The sequence below is a fragment of the Fluctibacter corallii genome (assembly GCF_025751585.1).
In the GTDB taxonomy this organism is placed as follows: domain Bacteria; phylum Pseudomonadota; class Gammaproteobacteria; order Enterobacterales; family Alteromonadaceae; genus Fluctibacter_A; species Fluctibacter_A corallii.
Genome location: NZ_JAOWKX010000012.1, coordinates 43,322 through 64,122, shown reverse-complemented (window position 1 = coordinate 64,122; position 20,801 = coordinate 43,322). Strand labels below are relative to the sequence as shown.

Annotated in this window: 23 protein-coding genes; 10 read left to right on the top strand and 13 right to left on the bottom strand. The window is 43.5% G+C overall.

The window, feature by feature from the left end; translation table 11 throughout:
• Window positions 1-173: 173 nt before the first annotated feature.
• Together OE749_RS17935 and OE749_RS17930 are read right to left on the bottom strand one after the other, a co-directional pair.
• The gene (locus OE749_RS17935; protein WP_263713870.1) at window positions 174-551 is read right to left on the bottom strand and encodes a VanZ family protein; all 378 of its coding nucleotides are present in this window, start codon (window positions 549-551) and stop codon (window positions 174-176) included.
• A gap of 49 nt (window positions 552-600) precedes the next feature.
• Entirely contained in the window at window positions 601-774 is a 174-nt protein-coding gene (locus tag OE749_RS17930) for a hypothetical protein (RefSeq protein ID WP_263713869.1), read from the bottom strand.
• Between the two features lie 143 nt (window positions 775-917).
• Here OE749_RS17930 and OE749_RS17925 point away from each other — a divergent pair, with 143 nt between their 5' ends.
• Window positions 918-1,454 (top strand): gamma carbonic anhydrase family protein, encoded by a 537-nt coding sequence (locus OE749_RS17925; RefSeq protein WP_263713872.1) that lies wholly within the window; start codon window positions 918-920, stop codon window positions 1,452-1,454.
• 21 nt (window positions 1,455-1,475) lie between these two features.
• Here OE749_RS17925 and OE749_RS17920 read toward each other — a convergent pair whose 3' ends face one another.
• Both OE749_RS17920 and aroE read right to left on the bottom strand, forming a co-directional pair.
• Complete coding sequence (locus OE749_RS17920; RefSeq protein ID WP_263713868.1) at window positions 1,476-1,727, bottom strand: DUF1488 domain-containing protein; 252 nt, start codon at window positions 1,725-1,727, stop codon at window positions 1,476-1,478.
• Entirely contained in the window at window positions 1,724-2,551 is an 828-nt protein-coding gene (aroE, locus tag OE749_RS17915) for a shikimate dehydrogenase (protein WP_263713867.1), read from the bottom strand. Before aroE ends, OE749_RS17920 begins: the two co-directional genes overlap by 4 nt.
• Window positions 2,552-2,624: 73 nt before the next feature.
• Between aroE and OE749_RS17910 the strand changes: the two genes are divergently transcribed.
• Window positions 2,625-3,002, top strand: a complete 378-nt coding sequence (locus tag OE749_RS17910; RefSeq protein WP_263713865.1) for a group II truncated hemoglobin — start codon at window positions 2,625-2,627, stop codon at window positions 3,000-3,002.
• On the opposite strand, the gene hemF is transcribed toward OE749_RS17910, so the two are convergent.
• From hemF to OE749_RS17880, 6 genes are all read right to left on the bottom strand, one after another.
• Window positions 3,003-3,932 (bottom strand): oxygen-dependent coproporphyrinogen oxidase, encoded by a 930-nt coding sequence (gene hemF / locus OE749_RS17905; RefSeq protein ID WP_263713864.1) that lies wholly within the window; start codon window positions 3,930-3,932, stop codon window positions 3,003-3,005.
• 2 nt (window positions 3,933-3,934) lie between these two features.
• Window positions 3,935-4,501, bottom strand: coding sequence for a Sua5/YciO/YrdC/YwlC family protein (locus OE749_RS17900; RefSeq protein WP_263713862.1), 567 nt, complete (start codon window positions 4,499-4,501; stop codon window positions 3,935-3,937).
• A gap of 107 nt (window positions 4,502-4,608) precedes the next feature.
• A complete protein-coding gene (locus OE749_RS17895; RefSeq protein WP_263713861.1) occupies window positions 4,609-5,172 on the bottom strand; it encodes a DNA topoisomerase family protein in 564 nt (187 codons plus the stop codon).
• 68 nt (window positions 5,173-5,240) lie between these two features.
• Window positions 5,241-5,717: a DUF494 family protein gene (locus tag OE749_RS17890; protein ID WP_263713859.1), complete on the bottom strand. Its 477-nt coding sequence runs from the start codon at window positions 5,715-5,717 to the stop codon at window positions 5,241-5,243.
• Window position 5,718: 1 nt separating this feature from the next.
• The gene (dprA, locus tag OE749_RS17885) at window positions 5,719-6,846 is read right to left on the bottom strand and encodes a DNA-processing protein DprA (RefSeq protein ID WP_263713858.1); all 1,128 of its coding nucleotides are present in this window, start codon (window positions 6,844-6,846) and stop codon (window positions 5,719-5,721) included.
• 52 nt (window positions 6,847-6,898) lie between these two features.
• The gene (locus OE749_RS17880) at window positions 6,899-7,960 is read right to left on the bottom strand and encodes a LysM peptidoglycan-binding domain-containing protein (RefSeq protein ID WP_263713857.1); all 1,062 of its coding nucleotides are present in this window, start codon (window positions 7,958-7,960) and stop codon (window positions 6,899-6,901) included.
• Between the two features lie 190 nt (window positions 7,961-8,150).
• On the opposite strand from OE749_RS17880, the gene def reads away from it, so the two are divergent.
• The 6 genes from def (at window position 8,151) to OE749_RS17850 (ending at window position 13,582) form a co-directional block, all read left to right on the top strand.
• A complete protein-coding gene (gene def, locus OE749_RS17875) occupies window positions 8,151-8,660 on the top strand; it encodes a peptide deformylase (RefSeq protein ID WP_263713856.1) in 510 nt (169 codons plus the stop codon).
• An 8-nt stretch (window positions 8,661-8,668) separates the two neighbouring features.
• A complete protein-coding gene (fmt, locus tag OE749_RS17870) occupies window positions 8,669-9,613 on the top strand; it encodes a methionyl-tRNA formyltransferase (RefSeq protein ID WP_263713855.1) in 945 nt (314 codons plus the stop codon).
• Entirely contained in the window at window positions 9,610-10,911 is a 1,302-nt protein-coding gene (gene rsmB, locus OE749_RS17865; RefSeq protein ID WP_263713854.1) for a 16S rRNA (cytosine(967)-C(5))-methyltransferase RsmB, read from the top strand. Before fmt ends, rsmB begins: the two co-directional genes overlap by 4 nt.
• A gap of 54 nt (window positions 10,912-10,965) precedes the next feature.
• Complete coding sequence (gene trkA, locus OE749_RS17860; protein ID WP_263713853.1) at window positions 10,966-12,345, top strand: Trk system potassium transporter TrkA; 1,380 nt, start codon at window positions 10,966-10,968, stop codon at window positions 12,343-12,345.
• A gap of 127 nt (window positions 12,346-12,472) precedes the next feature.
• Entirely contained in the window at window positions 12,473-12,808 is a 336-nt protein-coding gene (locus tag OE749_RS17855) for a hypothetical protein (protein WP_263713852.1), read from the top strand.
• A gap of 27 nt (window positions 12,809-12,835) precedes the next feature.
• Window positions 12,836-13,582 carry a complement resistance protein TraT gene (locus tag OE749_RS17850; protein ID WP_263713851.1) on the top strand — a complete coding sequence of 249 codons (747 nt, stop codon included), beginning with the start codon at window positions 12,836-12,838 and terminating at the stop codon, window positions 13,580-13,582.
• A 28-nt stretch (window positions 13,583-13,610) separates the two neighbouring features.
• On the opposite strand, the gene OE749_RS17845 is transcribed toward OE749_RS17850, so the two are convergent.
• Window positions 13,611-15,062: a TrkH family potassium uptake protein gene (locus tag OE749_RS17845; RefSeq protein WP_263713850.1), complete on the bottom strand. Its 1,452-nt coding sequence runs from the start codon at window positions 15,060-15,062 to the stop codon at window positions 13,611-13,613.
• A 219-nt stretch (window positions 15,063-15,281) separates the two neighbouring features.
• Here OE749_RS17845 and OE749_RS17840 point away from each other — a divergent pair, with 219 nt between their 5' ends.
• Complete coding sequence (locus OE749_RS17840) at window positions 15,282-16,184, top strand: alpha/beta hydrolase family protein (protein ID WP_263713849.1); 903 nt, start codon at window positions 15,282-15,284, stop codon at window positions 16,182-16,184.
• On the opposite strand, the gene OE749_RS17835 is transcribed toward OE749_RS17840, so the two are convergent.
• A complete protein-coding gene (locus OE749_RS17835) occupies window positions 16,177-16,782 on the bottom strand; it encodes a TetR/AcrR family transcriptional regulator (protein ID WP_263713848.1) in 606 nt (201 codons plus the stop codon). The genes OE749_RS17840 and OE749_RS17835 overlap by 8 nt on opposite strands.
• Before the next feature lie 22 nt (window positions 16,783-16,804).
• Window positions 16,805-17,461 carry an isoprenoid biosynthesis glyoxalase ElbB gene (gene elbB, locus OE749_RS17830; protein ID WP_263713847.1) on the bottom strand — a complete coding sequence of 219 codons (657 nt, stop codon included), beginning with the start codon at window positions 17,459-17,461 and terminating at the stop codon, window positions 16,805-16,807.
• Between the two features lie 412 nt (window positions 17,462-17,873).
• Here elbB and polA point away from each other — a divergent pair, with 412 nt between their 5' ends.
• Window positions 17,874-20,636, top strand: a complete 2,763-nt coding sequence (gene polA, locus OE749_RS17825) for a DNA polymerase I (RefSeq protein WP_263713846.1) — start codon at window positions 17,874-17,876, stop codon at window positions 20,634-20,636.
• Window positions 20,637-20,801: the final 165 nt, after the last annotated feature.

Below are 20,801 nucleotides of genomic sequence, written 5' to 3'. Positions count from 1 at the left end.
ATCTTGCTTACATCTTAAACACCGTCGCTTTGTCGGCGTCTCCGTAAGAAGAGGCGCGCATTTTAGGGACTTTAGAAAATTCGTCAATACCTTTTTTGAAATAAATGAATCAAACGCTCAATATTGAAACAATATGAACAATAAAACATCCAAGCGAAGATTAATCATACAAATTATAGTTTAGAAGTGGCATTAGGGAGGATTCTTTTCTTATTAAAAATCAAAATAGCACCTATTCCCAACGCCCCCCCAACAATTGTTGCAATAACATCTGCAGTATCAAATGTACCACGTACAAAAAGCTGAGACACTTCATAGCCAACAGCGAACAAGACAAACAGAATATAGTTGCTCATTAATGATTGTTTGCCACTGGTCAATGAAGGCAAAATTGAGAGAAAGCCAAATGTAACTAGAAAACTTGGAAAGGATCCTAAAATTAAGGCTAATGCCTCATCATCAGTGTTCAGTTCTTTTCTGACAACCATCAATATAAAGTAGACAGTCACACTTAAAACAAAAATTAAGATATTCGCTTTATTCGTTGCCATCTTTTTCACCTATATAGTGTATGGAAGGGGGTAACCCCCTTCACATAATTTAAAGACGATTATAAGGTAGGTGTAACGATGAATCCCGATAGTTAAAATTTGAATTCATCGCGGCTTCGAATATTACATCTAATGCATGACTACCAATATAACCGAGCACAAAACCCCTAACACCACCGCATACTTGCTCTAGGCCTTGCTCATTTACTGTTATTGTTTCCATTAATATTATCCTTAATTTGTGTTGATATCTGACTCCATGTCAGACGCTTAAGTATTCAATATTCCGACAATGTTGTAACCTGTACTCAGGTACCGTTTATGCGTGAATATTCCGGTTTGTTCATTTTAAGAAGAGAAGTGTTTATGTCTGTCAAACCTTTCAAGGGTGTTAAGCCAATATTTGGGGATGCTTGCTATATCGATGAAACAGCGGTTGTTGTTGGCGATATACAGTGTGGTGATGATGTCAGTATTTGGCCGATGGTGGTAGCTAGAGGTGATGTAAACAGCATACGCATTGGCCATAGAACGAATATTCAAGATGCATCTGTGCTGCATGTTACCCGCGCTAGCCATTCAGCCCCAAAAGGTTATCCTCTTGAAATAGGTGACGATGTGACCATCGGTCATAAAGTCATGCTACATGGATGTACATTAAGAAATCGAATTCTAGTAGGGATGGGAGCCATAATTATGGACGGAGCCATCATTGAGGACGATGTCTTTGTTGGTGCTGGATGCTTAGTACCTCCAGGTAAAGTTCTCAAAAGTGGTTATCTTTATGTAGGTAGCCCAGCAAAACAAGCGCGCAAACTTAATGATGATGAGATCGCATTTTTGAAAAAGTCAGCGGACAACTACTTAGAGACGAAAAACGAATACTTAAACGAAAGTTATTAATCAATCCGTGAAGGGAGTCGTCTAGCTCCCTTTAATATCCTCTGCGTCAATCCAGACTTCACCACTGTCGTCCCACATTTCTTCTGAAATTCGCTCTGCCAGTATCTCTTCAATGTCGAATTGATATTCCTTATAGAAGGCAAAAACATCTTGCTTTTGTAATCCAGTAATATAACAGTGTATCAACTGACCTGAATTCATGGCTGTCATTTTAATCGCCTCACGACGATCACTATATTCAAAGCCATCTATAATCTGAATAGATTGATTCACAGCGTGTCTCTCATCATTGATAAAGTTTCTTCAACCTTAGGCATCTTACCTGTCCATTTCATAAAGCTTAGCGCAGCTTGGCCCACTAGCATCCCCAGACCATCTGATACTCGACTCACGCCAAGAGACATTGCGTGGTTCATAAAGGTTGTAGGCGCTTGACCATAAACCATGTCATAGGCAAATTCGACATCTTTGTAACATGTATCAGGAATAGCAGGCAATACACCACTTAGACTGGTCGAGGTAGAATTTATGATCACATCAAAAATAGTCTCGCTGCTTGCTGAAAGGTCTTTAAAAGATATTGGAATAACTGAATGTCCCGAAACTAAATCCGCTAGCTGTTGCGCTTTGTCGAAAGTACGATTGGCAATAATAATCTCTTTAGGTTTCTGTTGAAGTAAAGGGTAAAGCGCCCCTCTAGAAGCACCACCAGCCCCTAAGAGTAAAATTCGTTGTTTTTGGAGTATCACCTTTTGACGTAATAAATCCTGTACTAACCCCTCACCATCAGTATTATCACCAATGAATTCTCCCGATGATGGGTCGCGAATAATCGTATTCACTGCGCCAGCCATTTGAGCAGCGGGCGTTAAATCCTCTACCCAAGACGCCGCACGTTCTTTAAAAGGCAATGTAACATTACACCCTCGTGCGTTGGGGTCACTAAAAAACCTATCTAACTCTTCTTCAAACGTTTCGACTGACGCCAGTATTGCGGTATATTCAATTTTTTGAGCAGTTTGCTCTGCAAAAAGCCTATGAATTTGAGGAGATTTGCTATGAGCAATAGGATTTCCAAAGACAGCGAACTTATCCATGAAATGGTTTACACATTTATTTAACTCTACGCGCAAGGTAACCGAAAACGCGAAGAATAAAAAGAACGATATATTGAAAACACCTTATATACGAATCGGCGGAGAGGAAGGCGTAAAACGTTTAGTAAAACATTTTTACGATGAGATGGAGACTGAATCTACCGTTAGGCCTTTATATGATCTTCACCCTAAACCGTTGGATAAAATCCGACATAAGTTTTTCGAATATTTATCAGGATGGATGGGCGGGCCGCCCTTGTTCGAACAAAAGTATGGTCATCCAAGGTTGCGCGCACGTCACATGCCTTATCCTATTAACAGCGAATTAAAAGACCAATGGATGTTGTGTATGGACAGGGCTCTTGTTGCAACAGTAAAAGAAAAGGCGTTAAGAGATCAGCTCAGACAAGCATTTGATAGCTTGGCTGAGCACATGATCAATAGGAAATAATTAGCTAGCTTCGTTCAGCCAATCGCGCGGGCGCAAGAAATCCGAATAAAGCTTCGCTTCTGGCGACCCAGGAACCGGTTCATAGCAATATTCCCATCGAGCCAACGGAGGCATAGACATAAGAATTGACTCCGTTCTGCCACCCGTTTGCAATCCAAAAAGCGTGCCTCTGTCAAAGACAAGGTTAAATTCAACGTAACGACCACGGCGATACAATTGAAATTGGCGCTGTTCTTCCGTATAAGATTCGGCTTTGCGTTTTTCTACTATCGGTACATACGCATCTAAGTAGCCATTACCCACCGCCTGCATAAACTCAAAGCTCTTCTCGAATCCCCATTTGTTTAAATCATCGAAGAATAGTCCGCCCACACCTCGTGTTTCACCACGATGCTTCAAATAGAAATAGTCATCACACCATTTTTTGTATTCGTCATACACTTCATCACCGAACGGTATACACGCATTTTTAGCAACGTTGTGCCAGTGCAGCACATCTTCCATGTGAGGATAAAACGGCGTGAGATCAAAGCCACCGCCAAACCACCAGACTGGTGGATGTCCCTCTTTTTCAGCAATAAAAAAGCGAACATTGGCATGCGAAGTCGGAACATTAGGATTTTTAGGATGTATCACCAATGATACTCCCATCGCCTGAAAGCTACGGCCAGCTAATTCTGGACGTGCCGCCGTTGCACTCGCTGGCAACCCATCGCCATAAACGTGAGAAAAGTTTACGCCGCCCTGCTCGAATACGGCGCCATCGGTAATGACACGCGTACGCCCGCCACCGCCTTCTGCGCGTTCCCACTTATCTTCTTTAAAGCTAGCCTTGCCATCTGCCAACTCTAACGTTTGGCAAATGTTATCCTGCAACTTTAGTAAAAATGCCTTGATACGATCTAAATCTGGAGTATCGTTTTTTGTCATGACTAACTTGCCCTTATTACTTCACCGGTCAATCCATTACGGATTTGCGTTGGATTTTGCTGTGTACCTACTTCGCCTTTTACGCAATATACGCTGTCACCGAAAACAGCAGTAACTTCTTGCCACGTCCGTGCAGGCTCTTCGCCCGATACGTTCGCACTTGTAGAGACGATTGGCCCATTTAGCGTTTCACATAGTTGTCTGGCGTCATGATGCGCCGTGACTCGCACAGCTATCAACTTAGAGCCTCCAGTGATCCAACGAGGCGCTTGCTTAGATGCAGGCAAGAGCCATGTGTTAGGGCCAGGCCAACTTGAAAAGATTTCCGTTCGCATATCCATAGGAATGGCGGCATCATCGACATAGCGCAACAATTGAGAATAATTGCTGGCAAGAAGAATCACCCCTTTCTCGATGGGTCTGTTTTTAAGCTTAAGAAGAGACATCACCGCCTCTTCATTGTCTGGCGCGCAGCCTAAACCAAAAACAGCTTCAGTTGGGTAAGCAATCAACTTACCGTTTTCATATGCATCCACAAGTGGATTTGATACATCTTTTTCAGTTGTCATAGCACACTATATAACATTGCATTGAGGCAAGGTGTAAGGCATCAATGTACCAGTACAAACTATACCTCGGAGTTTAATTAGAAATTCTCGTCTTGATATGATCTAAATCAGCCCTGAGCGACTTTATGCTGGCAATCCTTTTGTGGGCACAAGCATACCACGCCATTGGTCGTATTTTTTTCAATCATAACAGCCCATCCGCATGCCTCACAGGATTTTGCGACCGGTTTGCTATTCAGTAAGTATTTACAATGAGGATATTGATTGCAGGCATAAAAGGTTTTGCCATATTTATTGGTTCGTTTTATCAACTTACCTTTCTTACATTTAGGGCAAGCCACTTCTGTGTCACTTTGCTGTTTAACCGTTTCAATATGGTGGCACTCTGGAAACGCTGTGCAGCCAATAAACAGGCCGAAACGCCCTTTTTTGATTGCCAGTGCTTGCTGGCACTCAGGACATGATGAGCCATCGATGACTTTCAGTTGCGTCGTTTCAGTTTCATGTAGCGGTTTGCTGAATGTACACTCTGGATAATGAGTGCACCCTATAAACCGTCCATTTTTACTATTTCTAATACGAAGTTGAGCATCACACAGTGGGCACGTGCCAAACGCATTCTCTAAAGCATGCTCAGAGGCCTTAAATAAAGAGTGATCGATTTTGGACATACAGAAAAATATGCCTAAGTATGGTTACGAGGAAACACAATGCCTCCTCATAATATTATTACATCAGTTTAATGAAGCGGCCCTTCGGGCTCATCAAACAATAAATCTTCCATTTGGGCGTATGCGTTTTCTTTTCCTGGTACGTTAAACAGCACCATCAATACGACCCATTTTAAATCTTCTAAACAAAACTCGGTAGAGTCTATTTCCATTACACGGTCAATGACCATTTCCCGCGTAGAGCCATCTAATACATTAATTTGCTCTAAAAACATGAGAAATCCACGACACTCGACATCTAAACGCATCTCTTCCTCATGGGTATAGACACGCATTACTGAGGCGTTAACACCTTTGACCAAATAGGGATTAATATCAGTCTCTTGAAGGGCTGCTAACTTCTCAAGCCATGCCAGAGCTTTGTATATTTCATCATGATGAAAACCTGCACGCACGAGCTCGTCGGTCAATTCGTCCTGATCGACCCGTATTTCCGTTTCGCTGTGGATGAAATTCTCGAAAAGATACATGAGGATATCAAACATGCTATTTTTCCCCCAATTTTATGTAACCACCTGGAACGGCAGCTACCAAACCACGCAACTCATATTCTGTTAACATAGACAATGCATCACTGATTGGAACTGCGCTGCGCTCTAAGACCACATCCAATGCGGTTGCTTCAAAGCCTACACTATCTAACAATTTACATTCTGCCAAGCTTTGGTTATCACTTTTTTGAAAATAATTTTCCGTCCCTGCCCCTATAGTATTAACCATAATTGAGAATTCTTCATTTATATCATTCACATGTCTGACAATTTTCGCCCCTTGATTGATTAAATGATGGCATCCCTCACTTAACGGGTTAAATATACTTCCGGGCACAGCAAATACCTCTCTTCCCTGATTCGCTGCTAAATCGGCGGTAATCAACGAACCGCTTTTTATTGCCGCTTCAATAACCAAGGTGCCGAATGACATGCCACTGATAATTCTATTTCGTGCCGGAAAATGATGAGCTTTGGGAGGTGTATGCGGCAGAAATTCTGAAAGTAACAATCCATTACCAGCAACAATATCACAAGCGAGTCCAACATGGCGCTTCGGATAAATGCTATTTAAGCCACTTCCTAATACTGCTATTGTACTGCCACCAACACCCAGTGTCGCCTTGTGGCTCAGTGCGTCAATGCCTAAGGCCAAACCACTGGTTACACACCACCCGCTTTCAACTAATTGCGGCATTAAATATTCCGTTACTCGAGTACCAGATAAACTTGGCTTACGTGTGCCCACCACCGCAATTTGCGGTGTATTTAGTAGCGATACATTCCCAGATGCAAATAATAAGATGGGCGCATCGATACATTCTTTTAGCAACTTAGGGTAGTGGCGGGAAGTACGTAGGAGTAGATGGTTCGAGGGAGCCTGTTGTAGCCAAGAGCCAACACGCTCAATTACTTGCCAATTAGGTTGTTTAATGGCACGAATTTGCGCAGTTGAGAGGCCGAGCAACGCTAAATTTGATGAACTTGTATTAATCACCTCATCGGGTGTGAGTTGGCACGTATTGAACAAGCGAGAATATGAAACTGGGCCAAAGTTAGGAACTTGTGAAAGCACCAATACCGCAATATGTTCTGATGTCAGTGTTTGCGTCCCTGCGCACATTAAATACCTCCTGTATTTTTTTATTTATTGCATGCACATCCTGTGCGTCTCGTTAAGGGTTTCCGAGCCAAGCTCCTTGCCGCACCACCTCCGATGCATCGATGATGATGGCTAAATTAAACTTACCCAATTGTTTAATTGCAATGAGTTCTCCCACTTTAATGGCTGGTTGGTGATGGATTTGTTGTCCGAGTATTGTGCTGACTTCCTCTGAGTGAGTTTGATACTTTGGCGAGTCTCCTACAACAATTGTGGGGCCATGTTGATATATACCTAAAACCGAGCCAGAAACCAATGGTTCAGCCTTACTTTCAACGATTACTACATCAAATTTTCCCATCAAATTGTGACCCTTTAGGCTACCCACTAATTCTGCTTCCCATGCACTGTGGCTTGCCAAAGTAAACACATCTTCTGACGGCACTTCCGCTTTAACGCGATCCCCAGGCCTAACTTCTAACTTGCCGACGCCAACTTGCGCAAAACTCACCTCTCCGGTATCAGAAAGCACTGGGCGTACTTCTCCCACCTCCCTTGATACCACAAAGATACTGTCTGCTCTTTCAATTTCTTGAACCGCTCGAATTACCTTATATTGGGTTTTATCATTTTGTTGATCAATCGCATGAGCCAAAACAAACTCACCCTCACCAAACAAATTCGCACCGCCATAATTCCCTAATATTTGAGGCAGCCCTTCGTATTCACTTAGCGAGGTAATATGTGCATTCTCCATAAAGGGAGTCAGTGCCTCTAACGAAATAAGGGGCACGGCAACGGGCTTTTCATTTACATTAATGCCTGGCGATAGCACGCGGCGGTTTTTCGCATCTCGCGTGAGGGTTAGCACGGGATTACCCTGCTCATCAAATTGCAGTGACAATACATCACCAGGGTAAATAAGGTGGGGATTCTCAATATGGGTATTATTTCGCCACAATTCTGGCCACAACCACGGCTTGAATAAGTACATTTCTGAAATATCCCATAACGTATCACCTTTTTTAACGGTGTACTCTACGGGCGCATCAGACTTGATTTTTACCGTTTCGGCAATACATAAAAGAGGTAATAGCCCTAAAACAAGCACGAAATTGCGAACCGATTTGATCATGTGTTCCCTCGCAGCAATGAACTGTTAGGTTAATCCTAGCATCATTGTTATATGTGTTTGGTATTGATTTTATTTAAGCTAGAATAACGGCTGGGTACTGCGATTAAATAGCGACTATCGCGTGATCGTATGGTAATTAATACTTTGCCATGGGCGTTTGCCTCGTGGCACCGATAAATTTTCGAGTAACATGGCAATATTAGACGTACTTAGATTTCCTGACGAGCGCTTACGTACAGTGGCGAAGCCCGTAACTGAGGTAAACGACGAAATCAAACAATTGGTTTCAGACATGTTCGAAACCATGAAAGAAGAAAACGGTATTGGCTTAGCTGCAACGCAAGTCAATGTGCATAAGCGCGTGGTCGTTATTGACGTATCTGAAGATCAAGATACGCCGTACGCATTTATCAATCCCGAAATTACTCACAAAGAAGGTAAAACTATCTCTGAAGAGGGATGTTTGTCTGTACCTTATAGCTATGCAAAAGTAGAACGTGCGGAAAAAGTCACCGTTGAAGCTCTTGATGCAAATGGTGAAACGTTCACTTTAGAAGCCGAAGGCTTGTTAGCGATTTGTATTCAGCATGAGTTAGATCATCTCAAAGGTAAGTTGTTTATTGATTACCTTTCTCCGCTGAAACGCCAACGTATTCGCACAAAAATCGAAAAAGAAGCCCGCTTGGCCGCCAAGCAATAAGGAACAACGTGAGCACACCACTTAATATTATCTTTGCCGGTACTCCGGATTTTGCTGCAAGACATTTAGACGCATTGATTCAATCAGAGCACAATATTGTAGCGGTTTACTCTCAGCCAGACAGACCCGCAGGTCGCGGCAAAAAATTACAAGCAAGCGCAGTAAAACAACTCGCGCTTGAACATGACATTCCGGTTCTGCAACCAAAGAGCCTGCGAACAGAAGAGGCGCAGCAAGAATTTAATGAAATACAAGCCGATGTCATGGTAGTGGTTGCTTACGGACTTATTTTACCTAAAGCCATATTAGAGCGCCCGAAACTCGGCTGCTTGAACGTGCATGGCTCTTTGCTACCAAGGTGGCGAGGTGCAGCCCCTATTCAACGTGCCATTTGGGCAGGCGACGCGCAAACGGGCGTTACAATCATGCAAATGGATGAGGGGCTCGACACGGGCGATATGTTACTAAAGTCTGATGTCGAAATATTGCCCAATGACACCAGTGCTACATTATACGAGAAGTTGGCTAACATAGGCCCTCAAGCCTTGCTTGATACGCTATCTCAGCTCACCTCATTGACACCCGAAAAACAGGATGAATCGCAGGTCAACTACGCCGAGAAATTGTCTAAGCAAGAAGCGAAAATCGACTGGGCATTATCAGCCACACAATTAGAACGTAACATACGCGCCTTTAACCCTTGGCCAATGGCGTTCTTTGAACTAGACGCGGGCCCAGTCAAGGTATGGCATGCTGAAGTCGCAGAACAAAATACTCAATCTGTTCAGGCTGGCACCATATTAAAAGCAGATAAAACAGGATTGCTAATAGCCTGTGGTGAGAACGCACTGCGTTTAACTCAAATTCAAATTCCAGGTAAAAAAGCGATGTCTGTCGCAGACATTTTAAATGCACGCAGCGACTGGTTCGCTGAGGGTACGGTGCTAGCGTGAGCAATCATTCGGGCGCAAAACTCAGAGCGGCAACAGCCAAAGCGCTGTTTGATATTTTAGAATCTGGCAAGTCATCCAGAGACGTTCTCCCGAAATATCAGGCCCAATTAAAAGACAAAGATAAAGCTTGGTTGCAGGAGATGAGCTTTGGTGTGTTACGCCACTTGCCATTATTGCAATATTGGCTGCGCGATATGTTACAAAAGCCGTTGAAAGGCAACCAAAAGATCATCGAGCACCTTATTCTCTTGGGCTTTTATCAGCTAGCATTTTCGCGAGTCTCTGCTCATGCCGCCGTGGCTGAAACAGTTGCAGCCTGCAACGCATTGAATGCACCAGGCTTAAAAGGGCTCGTTAACGCTGTATTGCGTAATTTTCAACGACAAGATAAACACTTACAAAAACCGGATGATCCACAAATTAATTCAGGGTTACCTAAATGGCTCTATAAACGTTTGTTAACCAATTATCCTGAACAAATAGACGCGATTGTGGAATCAATGCACACTCGCGCCCCTGTATGGCTAAGAGTCAATCGTCAAAAAATTGCGCGTGATGCCTATTTTGACATGCTTCCTTCCAGTATTAATGCGCACAAGCACGCCACTCTTGAAGATGCGATTATTATTCCTAAAAGTGTTGATGTCGTCTCGTTACCGGGGTTCACTGACGGTTTATTTGCAGTGCAAGATGGCGCAGCGCAATTGGCCGCTTCCTTGCTTTCACCGCAAGAAAACGAGCGCATTCTTGATTGTTGCGCAGCCCCAGGCGGTAAAACCTGCCACATTTTAGAGTTACAGCCCTCATTGAGTGCTTGCATAGCCCTTGATATCGACAAAGCCCGTTTAGAACGGGTCGAAGAGAACCTATTGCGCCTGAACCACAACGCAACCTTGGTTGCAGGCGATGCCGTAGAGGTTGATACATGGTGGGACGGGAAACCCTTTGATCGTATTTTGCTTGATGCCCCCTGCTCTGCCACTGGCGTGATTAGACGTCATCCAGACATCAAGTGGCTACGCAAAAGCAAAGACATTGAAGAGCTAGTTGCCATTCAGCAAGATATTTTAAGCGCCATGTGGAAAATTCTAAAACCGGGCGGCACGTTGCTCTACGCGACGTGTTCAATTCTTCCTGAAGAAAACAGCCAACAAATAGCGAAATTTCTGGCACGCACGCCTTCAGCGTCGTTATTACCAGTAACAAAAACAGAAACAACAGACAATCCCGGTAGACAAATTCTGCCCGGCGAAGATCAGATGGATGGTTTCTATTACGCCAGACTGCTAAAGTCTTAGCCGAAGAATACCCAAATTACTATCAAAGCGGGATCGCTCTGAACGAATAAAACTATGAAAATAATTATTATTGGTGCTGGACAGGTCGGTGGCACGCTTGCGGAAAACCTTGTTGGGGAACGCAATGAAATTACCGTCATCGATTCTGATGCAGAAAAACTGCGCTCATTGCAAGACAGATTAGACTTGCAGGTCATTAACGGCATGGGCTCGCACCCAGATGTGCTTGAAAAAGCAGGCGCAGAAGATGCCGATATGTTGATTGCGGTGACCAATAGCGACGAAAGCAACATGATGGCCTGTCAAGTTGCACACAGTTTGTTTAATACGCCGACTAAAATTGCACGAGTGCGTTCAGAGCAATACATCATTCATCAAGATAAGTTGTTTAAGCACCAAGACATTCCAGTAGATCATCTGATTGCACCAGAACAACTTGTCACCAAGGCAATTAAACGCTTAATCGATTACCCTGGCGCGTTACAAGTTGTGGAATTTGCCGAAGGTAAAGCCAGTTTAGTGGCGGTAAAAGCCTATTATGGCGGCTTACTTGTGGGCCATGCGCTGTCGGCGCTCAAGGAGCACATGCCTAACGTTGAAACTCGGGTGGCGGCTATTTACCGACGCGGTAAACCAATTCGCCCACTCGGCACAACGGTGATCGAAGCGGATGATGAGGTTTTCTTTATCGCGGCAACGAAGCACATTCGCGCCGTCATGAGCGAATTACAAAAACTCGAGTCTAGTTATAAACGTATTATGATTGCCGGAGGCGGATTGATTGGCGAAGGCCTGGCTAGACGCTTAGAGCATAATCACAATGTGAAGTTATTAGAGTTTTCGCCTGAGCGCGCTAAATACCTTGCAGCGCGATTAGACAAAACCATTGTTTTCTGTGGAGATGCATCTGATCACGAACTTCTCAGCGAAGAAAATGTTCAGGAAGTCGATGCATTTATTGCCGTTACAAACGATGACGAAGCAAACATCATGTCAGCCATGCTCGCTAAGCGCATGGGTGCGCAAAAAGCGATGGTCCTCATACAACGCAGCGCGTACGTCGACCTCGTTCAAGGCGGTGAAATTGATATCGCATTTTCTCCACAGCAAGCCACAATTTCTGCGTTGCTTACGCATATTCGACGTGGTGATATTGTTAACGTTTATTCCCTTCGCCGAGGAGCCGCAGAAGCAATTGAAGCGATAGCCCATGGCGATGAAAGCACCTCAAAAGTTGTTGGCCGGGAAATCAGAGAAATTAAACTTCCCCCCGGAACCACCATTGGCGCTGTCGTACGCGAAGACGAAGTCATCATCGCCCATAGCGACACGCGTATCGAGGCAAACGATCATGTTATTTTGTTCTTAGTAGACAAGAAATTTATTGGTGACGTTGAGAAACTGTTCCAACCGAGTGCATTTTTCTTTGGTTAAGAACATAGAATCTACCTAATAAATAATACACTATTAGAAATTCTCTATTATAGTTAAGTAAAATAATAATAAATCGCTTAACACCATCACCTGTTACTCGTGCATTTCACTTTATGGAGGAGGAGATATGCACGTATGTAAACACACCATCATACGTATTACAGCCCTATCATTAACGCTTGTTGTGCACGCTACTTCGGTACACGCAAACGACGATGATGAACTGGCTAAATTACAGGCTCAATTGAATGCTGAAGTGTTGTCTAAACCTTTTTTGGCGGAAAAGCCTGAAGAGGTCGATGCATACATTAAAAGCATGCTAGAGCAAAACATTAAACCACAAGAGTACCAAGGAACTTATTGGCGGCCCGGCTACACTTGCCGCGATCTCCTTCGGTACAGCTGGCAGGAATACCGTAATTGTCGATACTACTACCGCTACTACGGACATTACTACTTTTAAGACGTTAAAGACATTTAAGGCAATATTATGAACGCAAGGAAACACTGTGCACGCTTCGCTGTGCTACTAACAACTGTACTATTGTTTACAGGATGTGCAGCCGTACACACCTCGTTAGCAAAAAAAGATCTTGATGTACAAACCAAACTAAGCACTTCAATATTTGTTGACCCTGTTCCGGCAGAGAAACGCAAAATATATTTGGAAGTGCGTAGTGCTGTAATGGAATTCGATCGCAATGAATTTCGCGCTGCATTGAATAACCAGATATCTGCCAGTGGCAATGGTTACAGCTTCACTGAAAACCCACAAGATGCGCAATACACTATGAGTGTATTTGTGCGTAACCTAGAAAAAGCCTCACCATCGGCAGCAGATAACTATCTGAAATCAGGTTTTGAAGGAGTCGCAACTGGCGCTACCGTGGCATATGCGACAGGCGGAGACTATAAAGATGCTGCAGGCGTTGCGCTAATCGGTGGACTAGTATCTACCGCGGCTAATGCACTGGTTAAAGATGTTACTTATCTTTTGGTTGCCGACATTCAAATTAAAGAAAAGGCACGCGAAGGGGTAATTATTAGACGGGACGCCAAAGTAAACACGAAAGTGTCTGATGATGGTGCAGCCACACAAACCTACTCTGAAGTATCAAATCAGAAAGAATACCGCACACGTGTGGTAACAACAGCAAACAAAGCAAATCTGGAACTAGTTGAAGCTCAACCGCTTATGTTTGAGAAGACTGCCTACGCAATGGCATCTTTCTTCTAAATAGCATTTTATTTTGGCGCGGCTAATGTTAGCTGCGCCAAAATGTCGGGGAGAATAATACCAGCAATGAAAATATCTCTAACCGTCCGAATAACATTGCGGTAATACATAACCATTTAGATGCATCAGAGATTTCAGCAAACGTCCCAGATACACTTCCCAACCCCGGTCCCAGATTATTTAATGTCGCAGCGGTAGCTGAAAATGCAGTAATGTTATCCATTCCAGTTGCAATCAAGCCAACCATTATCACCACAAAAATCATTGCGTAAGCAGAGAAAAACCCCCAAACCGCTTCAACCACTCTCTCAGGCATAGCACGGTCACCCAGTTTCACGGCATACACTGCTTTTGGATGTATTAACCTATCTACTTCACGTTTGCCCTGAAGATACAATAAAAAGACACGAATCACTTTTAAACCGCCACCGGTAGAGCCTGCACAACCACCAATAAAACTTGAGAAGATCAGTATAATAGGTAAAAACGCAGGCCACTGAGCAAAGCTTGCCGTCGCAAAACCGGCGGTGGTGCTAATGGAAACAGATTGAAACAGCGCCTGATCTAACGCAGATTCAGCGGTGTCATATACGCGGAAATACACTAATACTAAGAAGCAAATAAGCACTAAGCTTATCTGTATAACGAAAAACGCCTTAAATTCAGGATCTTTAAGGTAACCTTTCACCGTTCTGCCGCTAGCGGCACCATAGTGCAAGGCAAAGTTGAGCGCTGCTATCCATAAAAATACCACACATATAGCATTGATTAGGGGGCTATCAAAATGCCCCATACTGGCATCATAAGTGGAGAACCCGCCTATCGCGATAGTGGAAAAGGCATGACAAATTGCATCAAATGCATTCATACCAGCCATCCAATAGGCCAACATGCACGCAGTTGTGAGAGATAAATAAATGTACCAAAGGTGCTTGGCTGTATCTGCTATTCTCGGGGTCATTTTTGAATCTTTCACTGGCCCAGGGGTTTCAGCACGGTATAACTGCATGCCTCCAACGCCTAAAATTGGGAGAATCGCCACAGCAAGGACGATAATCCCCATGCCCCCCAACCACTGAAGCTGCTGACGATAGAATTGTACCGCTTTGGGTAAGTACTCGATTCCTTGAATGACCGTCGCGCCTGTTGTTGTTAAACCAGAAAATGACTCAAAGAATGCATCTGTAACTGACATCTGAGGTTGTTCAAGCAGTAAGAATGGAAGCGCCCCGAAACTGGCCAGTACCGTCCAGAACAAGACCACAATGAGAAATCCCTCTTTTGCTCTAAGATCTCTGCGATAAGTTCGGTTTGGATACCAAAAGGCTACGCCTGTCACCAAGCACAAAAAAAACGCCAACAAAAAGGGTAAGCCTGAACCATCTTGATAAATCAGCGAAACGATTACAGGCGGGATCATTGTGGTACTGAACATTGCCACTAATAATCCAAGAATTCTTATTATGGTTCTAAATTGCATGACACTCTATCTGTTTTCTAAAAGGCATCTTTCGCTACTTCGCGTTTTTTGTGCTTAGTATTCAATTATGTGCGCGTCACGATTAAATCAAAAGCATAAAATGGATATTGCCAACAAAAAACTTCATTTCATTCAATATGACTTGGTTGGATCCACCAATGTTGACAATGAACACATTAATTCGTAGCGTACAAGTTAAATCGATATTTGAGTACGCTAATGAACACATTCACTGAGCAATCAAAAACGAATGACCAAAAGCCCCACTGTCATTTATTTCAAATAAAGACAAACGATGTACATACGATCACGGCAACTGATTATCTTCCAATTGGCGAATATGAAAAGCATGTCATCATCGCGCCAGCGATGGGGGTCCATCAGCAATATTACGCCGATTTCGCGGCATGGTTAGCCAGTCAAGGAGTGCGAGTTACTACATTTGATTATCGTGGCATGGGGCAATCTCAGTCTCTGCCAATAAAAGATTACGCCCATGACATATTGGATTGGGCGACCGTAGACTGTTCATGCGTGCTTTCTCACGTGCTGTCACAAAGTCAGGATAAAGCGGTTTATTGGCTGGGTCATAGCTTGGGAGGCCAAATATTTCCGTTAATCAACGGTATTCATCAGGTGGAAAAGGTGATCACTGTGGCATCTGGAACGGGATACTGGCGATACAATGCTGCTCCATTAAATAAGATTGCATGGCTACTGTGGTACGTCATTGTGCCTGTCTCAACGCAACTTTGGGGTTACTATCCCGGCAAACGCATCAATCTTATAGGCGATCTTCCTAAAAATGTGATGAGACAATGGCGTAGATGGTGCTTGCACCCTAAGTATTGCGTAGGCGTTGAAAGTTCGGCAATAAAAGCCAAGTTCAATGACATATCCGTACCGCTAGACAGTCTCTTCATGGCAGACGACGAAATGCTATCCCAGAAAAATTGGCGCGATTTGGTCGATTTGTTTGGCATGCAGCAAAAACAAAAACACCTAATACACCCTGCTGAATTTGGAGAGAAACGAATCGGTCACTTGGGCTTTTTTAAAAAACGATACGCTCAGTCAGTATGGGAGCCACTGCTCCCAACGCTGCTAACTAAGGCTAAGTAGTTGGAATTCCAATCCCATCAAACAGAATGCTAATCATTCGCTCAAACCGAGGGCGAATACTTTGCGCGTCATCTTCAATGGTTTTATCGATTAACATAGTGGCGAACCCGTGCACCAAAGACCAAATCGATAAAATCATTGTGTCTTTACAACCAGTTTTAAAGCACCCTGCCGATTCACCAAAAGATAAGGTTTCCGACAACAAATCAAACGCATCATTAGCACAATGCAGTGAATGAAGTTTGGGCTTATCTTTTGAAAACATATACATCAAGCGATAATGTTCCGGATAATGAAAAGCAAATTCCACGTAAGCAACACCGCCGTCAATTAATGCCTCTAACGGCCGCTCTCGTCTATTTGACATCACACGCTGCATCGACCCACTCAGGCGTTCAAATCCATCTTCGGCAATTGCTGACAATAATGCCTCTTTGTCACCAAAGTGTCGATAGGGAGCCGATTGTGACACGCCAACATTGCGTGCAATCGCCCGCAAACTCACTGCATTTACGCTGTTTTGACGAATTAAAGCAAGCGCTTCGTCTTTTAGTGCTTGCTTTAAGTTCCCATGATGGTAGGTCTGTTTTGAGGTCATACTACGCTAATATTAGTGTGTACTAACTAATTTGTTTGACTAGATTTTCAATAAGATTGTCGATGCTGTCTGCCGCTTCTGTTATAGACTGCGCCAACATATAGGCCGGTGTACTAACCACCCGATTTCTATCATCAAGGACCACACCTGTTACTGGCTGATCGATATGCTGTGCCCCCATCGCTTCCAATGCAGATGCGGTATCAGCGTCGTTACCTATGGTAAGTTTCACGCCTGTGCCATACACTGAAGACATTAACGACGGAGCGATACACGCGTATCCAGCAGGTTTGTTAGCCTCAGCAAACGCTTTGCACGCTTTTAACACATCAGGATTAACACTCGCCTCTGCTCCCTTTACTGCAAAGTCACACAGGTTTTTTGCTGCACCAAAACCACCTGGAACCACCAGTGCCGAAAATTCACTGACATCTAATTGTGACAATGATTTAATCTCACCACGGGCTATACGCGCAGATTCTACTAACACATTCCGCGATTCATCTTCGACGACTTCACCGGTCAGGTGATTAACCACATGCATTTGTGGGATATCGGGTGCAAAGCAAACATACTCTACGCCCCGCTTTGCCAATCCATACATGGTAAATACCGACTCATGGATTTCGGCGCCATCAAATACACCACACCCACTTAAAATAATTGCTACTGGCTTCATTGCTTTATGCCCTCTATTTTACTCGCTTATGCAATTTTAACATTCAATTAACACCACACAGAAGAAAAAAGTTTAACCACATTACCACACAGATCCCGATACTGTGTTAAAGTAATTACTTGAAAGTTCCAAGGAGGGCAAACGTCCGTTCTTACCTTCCTTTGTACTTTGCAATTCCGCTGCTCAGAAATAAAAATAATAAAAACTGGATATCATCCTGTCTTTATTCAAAGAAGTTACAATTTACTTTTAATTTGACACTTTTGCGATTTGCAATGGTGGTTTTCGCTGTTGATAAAATAATAATCAACAGAGTTATCCACAAATAATTAACATTGCTAACATGGATGAATCGCAGTATTTATGGCATTCTTACGCAAAACGTCGATTCCTCTAACAAAAATTATTCACTATGGCAAATATTCCAAGCAATCCATTTATTCTCGTTGACGGTTCCTCTTATCTTTTTCGCGCCTTTCATGGTATGCCGGCCCTAACCAATTCTAAAGGTCAGGACACGGGAGCCATTTACGGCGTAGTGAACATGTTGAGAAGTTTAATTAAACAATTTCAACCAACGCACATGGCGGTTGTCTTTGATGCAAAAGGAAAAACTTTTCGCGATGACATATACAAAGAGTATAAGGCCAACCGCCCTTCCATGCCTGAAGAGCTAAGAAGCCAAATTGCGCCACTACATGAAATCATCAAAGCTATGGGATTACCCATTATCGTCGAAGACGGTGTAGAAGCTGACGATGTCATCGGTACCCTAGCGCGTATTGCCACCGAAAGGCGCATACCTACCCTTATTAGTACGGGTGATAAAGACATGGCTCAGCTGGTAAATGAGCATGTAACCCTAATCAACACTATGAATAATCAGGTTATGGATGAGGCCGGTGTGGTTGATAAATTCGGTATTCCCCCTTCATTGATTATTGATTTTCTGGCGCTCAAAGGTGATAAGGTCGATAACATCCCTGGTGTACCTGGTGTTGGAGACAAAAGCGCATTGGCGATGTTGCAAGGAATTGGCGGTATCGATGCGATTTATAACAATCTTGATAGTATCGCCTCACTTGAATTTCGTGGCGCAAAAAGTATGGCTGCCAAAATGGAGACCTACGAAGAGCAAGCTCGATTATCCTATGAGCTGGCCACGATTAAACTTGATTGTGAATTTTCTTATACACCTGAATCCCTTTGTCCATCATCGCCAGATAATGAAGCGCTAAAAGCGCTGTTTTCAGAATACGAATTTAAACGCTGGTTTGAAGAGGTCAGCAAAGGCAATAACGTGTTGGACAACCCTAGCGAAACAAACGTCAAACCCACGGAAGATGCTAAACCCGAAGCGGCCAAAGGGGTTTATCACACTATCTTGAATAAAGAGGACTTCTTATCTTGGCTACAGAAGCTAAAAAGTGCTGAACTATTTGCCTTTGACACTGAAACGACCAGTCTGAATTACATGGAAGCTGAATTAGTCGGCGTTTCGTTCGCGGTAGAAGCTGGTGAAGCCGCTTACGTACCTGTTGCCCATGATTACGCTGATGCACCAGAACAGCTAGATAGGCAATGGGTGCTAGAACAGCTAAAACCTATTCTAGAAAGCAATGAATATAAGAAAGTCGGGCAGCATTTAAAATACGATAAAAATGTCTTAGCTAACTATGACATAGATCTTCAAGGCATTGCCTTTGACACCATGTTGGAATCGTATGTATTCAACAGTGTTGCTTCGCGACACGATATGGACAGCCTAGCGGTTAAATACCTTGCCTATAACACAGTAAAATTTGAAGAAATTGCAGGTAAAGGTGCGAAACAACTGACCTTTAACCAAATTCCATTGGAGCAAGCTGCCCCTTATGCCGCAGAAGATGCAGACATTACTTTGCAACTGCATGACGCGATTTGGAACAAACTGTCTGAACACGACACCTTGGTAAGCATATTCAATGATATAGAGTTACCGCTAGCGTCGGTTCTCGCCAGAATGGAACAAACAGGCGTTCTCATTGATAGCCAACAACTCGCTCAGCAAAGTCAGGATCTCGCAAAACGCATTCTCGAGTTGGAAACAGAAGTACATAATATTGCGGGTGAGTCATTTAACCTCAGCTCAACGAAGCAATTACAGCACATCTTGTTTGAGAAACTTGAGCTGCCAGTAATTAAAAAGACACCAAAAGGCGCACCTTCTACCTCAGAAGAAGTATTGCAAGAACTTGCGCATGACTATCCTTTGCCGAAATTATTAATGGAATACCGTGGGTTAACTAAGCTAAAAAATACCTACACAGACAAACTCCCCCACATGATTAATGCTCGCACTGGGCGTGTTCACACATCTTATCATCAAGCAGTAGCTGCAACTGGACGATTGTCTTCGACAGATCCGAATCTGCAAAATATTCCCATTCGCACAGAAGAAGGCCGAAGAGTCAGACAAGCTTTTGTTCCTCAGTCTGGGTATAAATTGGTCGCAGCGGATTACTCACAAATTGAACTGCGAATTATGGCGCATTTATCTGAGGACAAAGGGTTACTGAACGCTTTTGCTGAAGGCAAAGATATCCATAAAGCAACAGCGGCTGAGGTATTTGGGGTGCCACTAGATGAAGTAAGCACTGAGCAACGTAGAAGCGCGAAAGCCATCAACTTTGGATTAATTTACGGGATGTCTGCTTTCGGTCTTTCCAGACAGCTAAATATCCCACGTCATGATGCGCAAAAGTATATGGATTTGTATTTTGAACGCTATCCTGGCGTACAAACCTATATGGAGACGACACGAGAACAAGCAAAGTCTCAAGGATTCGTTGAGACAGTGTTTGGACGACGCCTCTACTTACCCGATATCAACGCAAGTAATGGTGCAAGACGCAAGGGCGCAGAACGCGCGGCAATTAATGCGCCGATGCAGGGTACAGCAGCCGATATTATTAAAAAGGCGATGTTGAAAGTTGACGCATGGATTTCGACACTGCCAGCGGATGATGTCAAAATGATCATGCAAGTACACGATGAACTTGTATTTGAAATAAAAGAACAAAAAGTAGAAACGTATACGAATACCATTGTCAGTCTTATGGAAGAAGCTGTATCTCTTTCGGTTCCGCTACTTGTGGAGGCCGGAACAGGAGAAAACTGGGATCAAGCGCATTAGGAAAATAATGAAAATAAACCACATTTATGTAATAAACTTACATAATCAGCTTGCATTTTCACCATTTTAGGTTACTATTTCCTCTGTAGGGTACAGAGGTAAGATGTTAAATCTTTCAGACCTTTGCTTTGACCCCGGCTAATTAGCCGGGGTTTTTTTATGCCT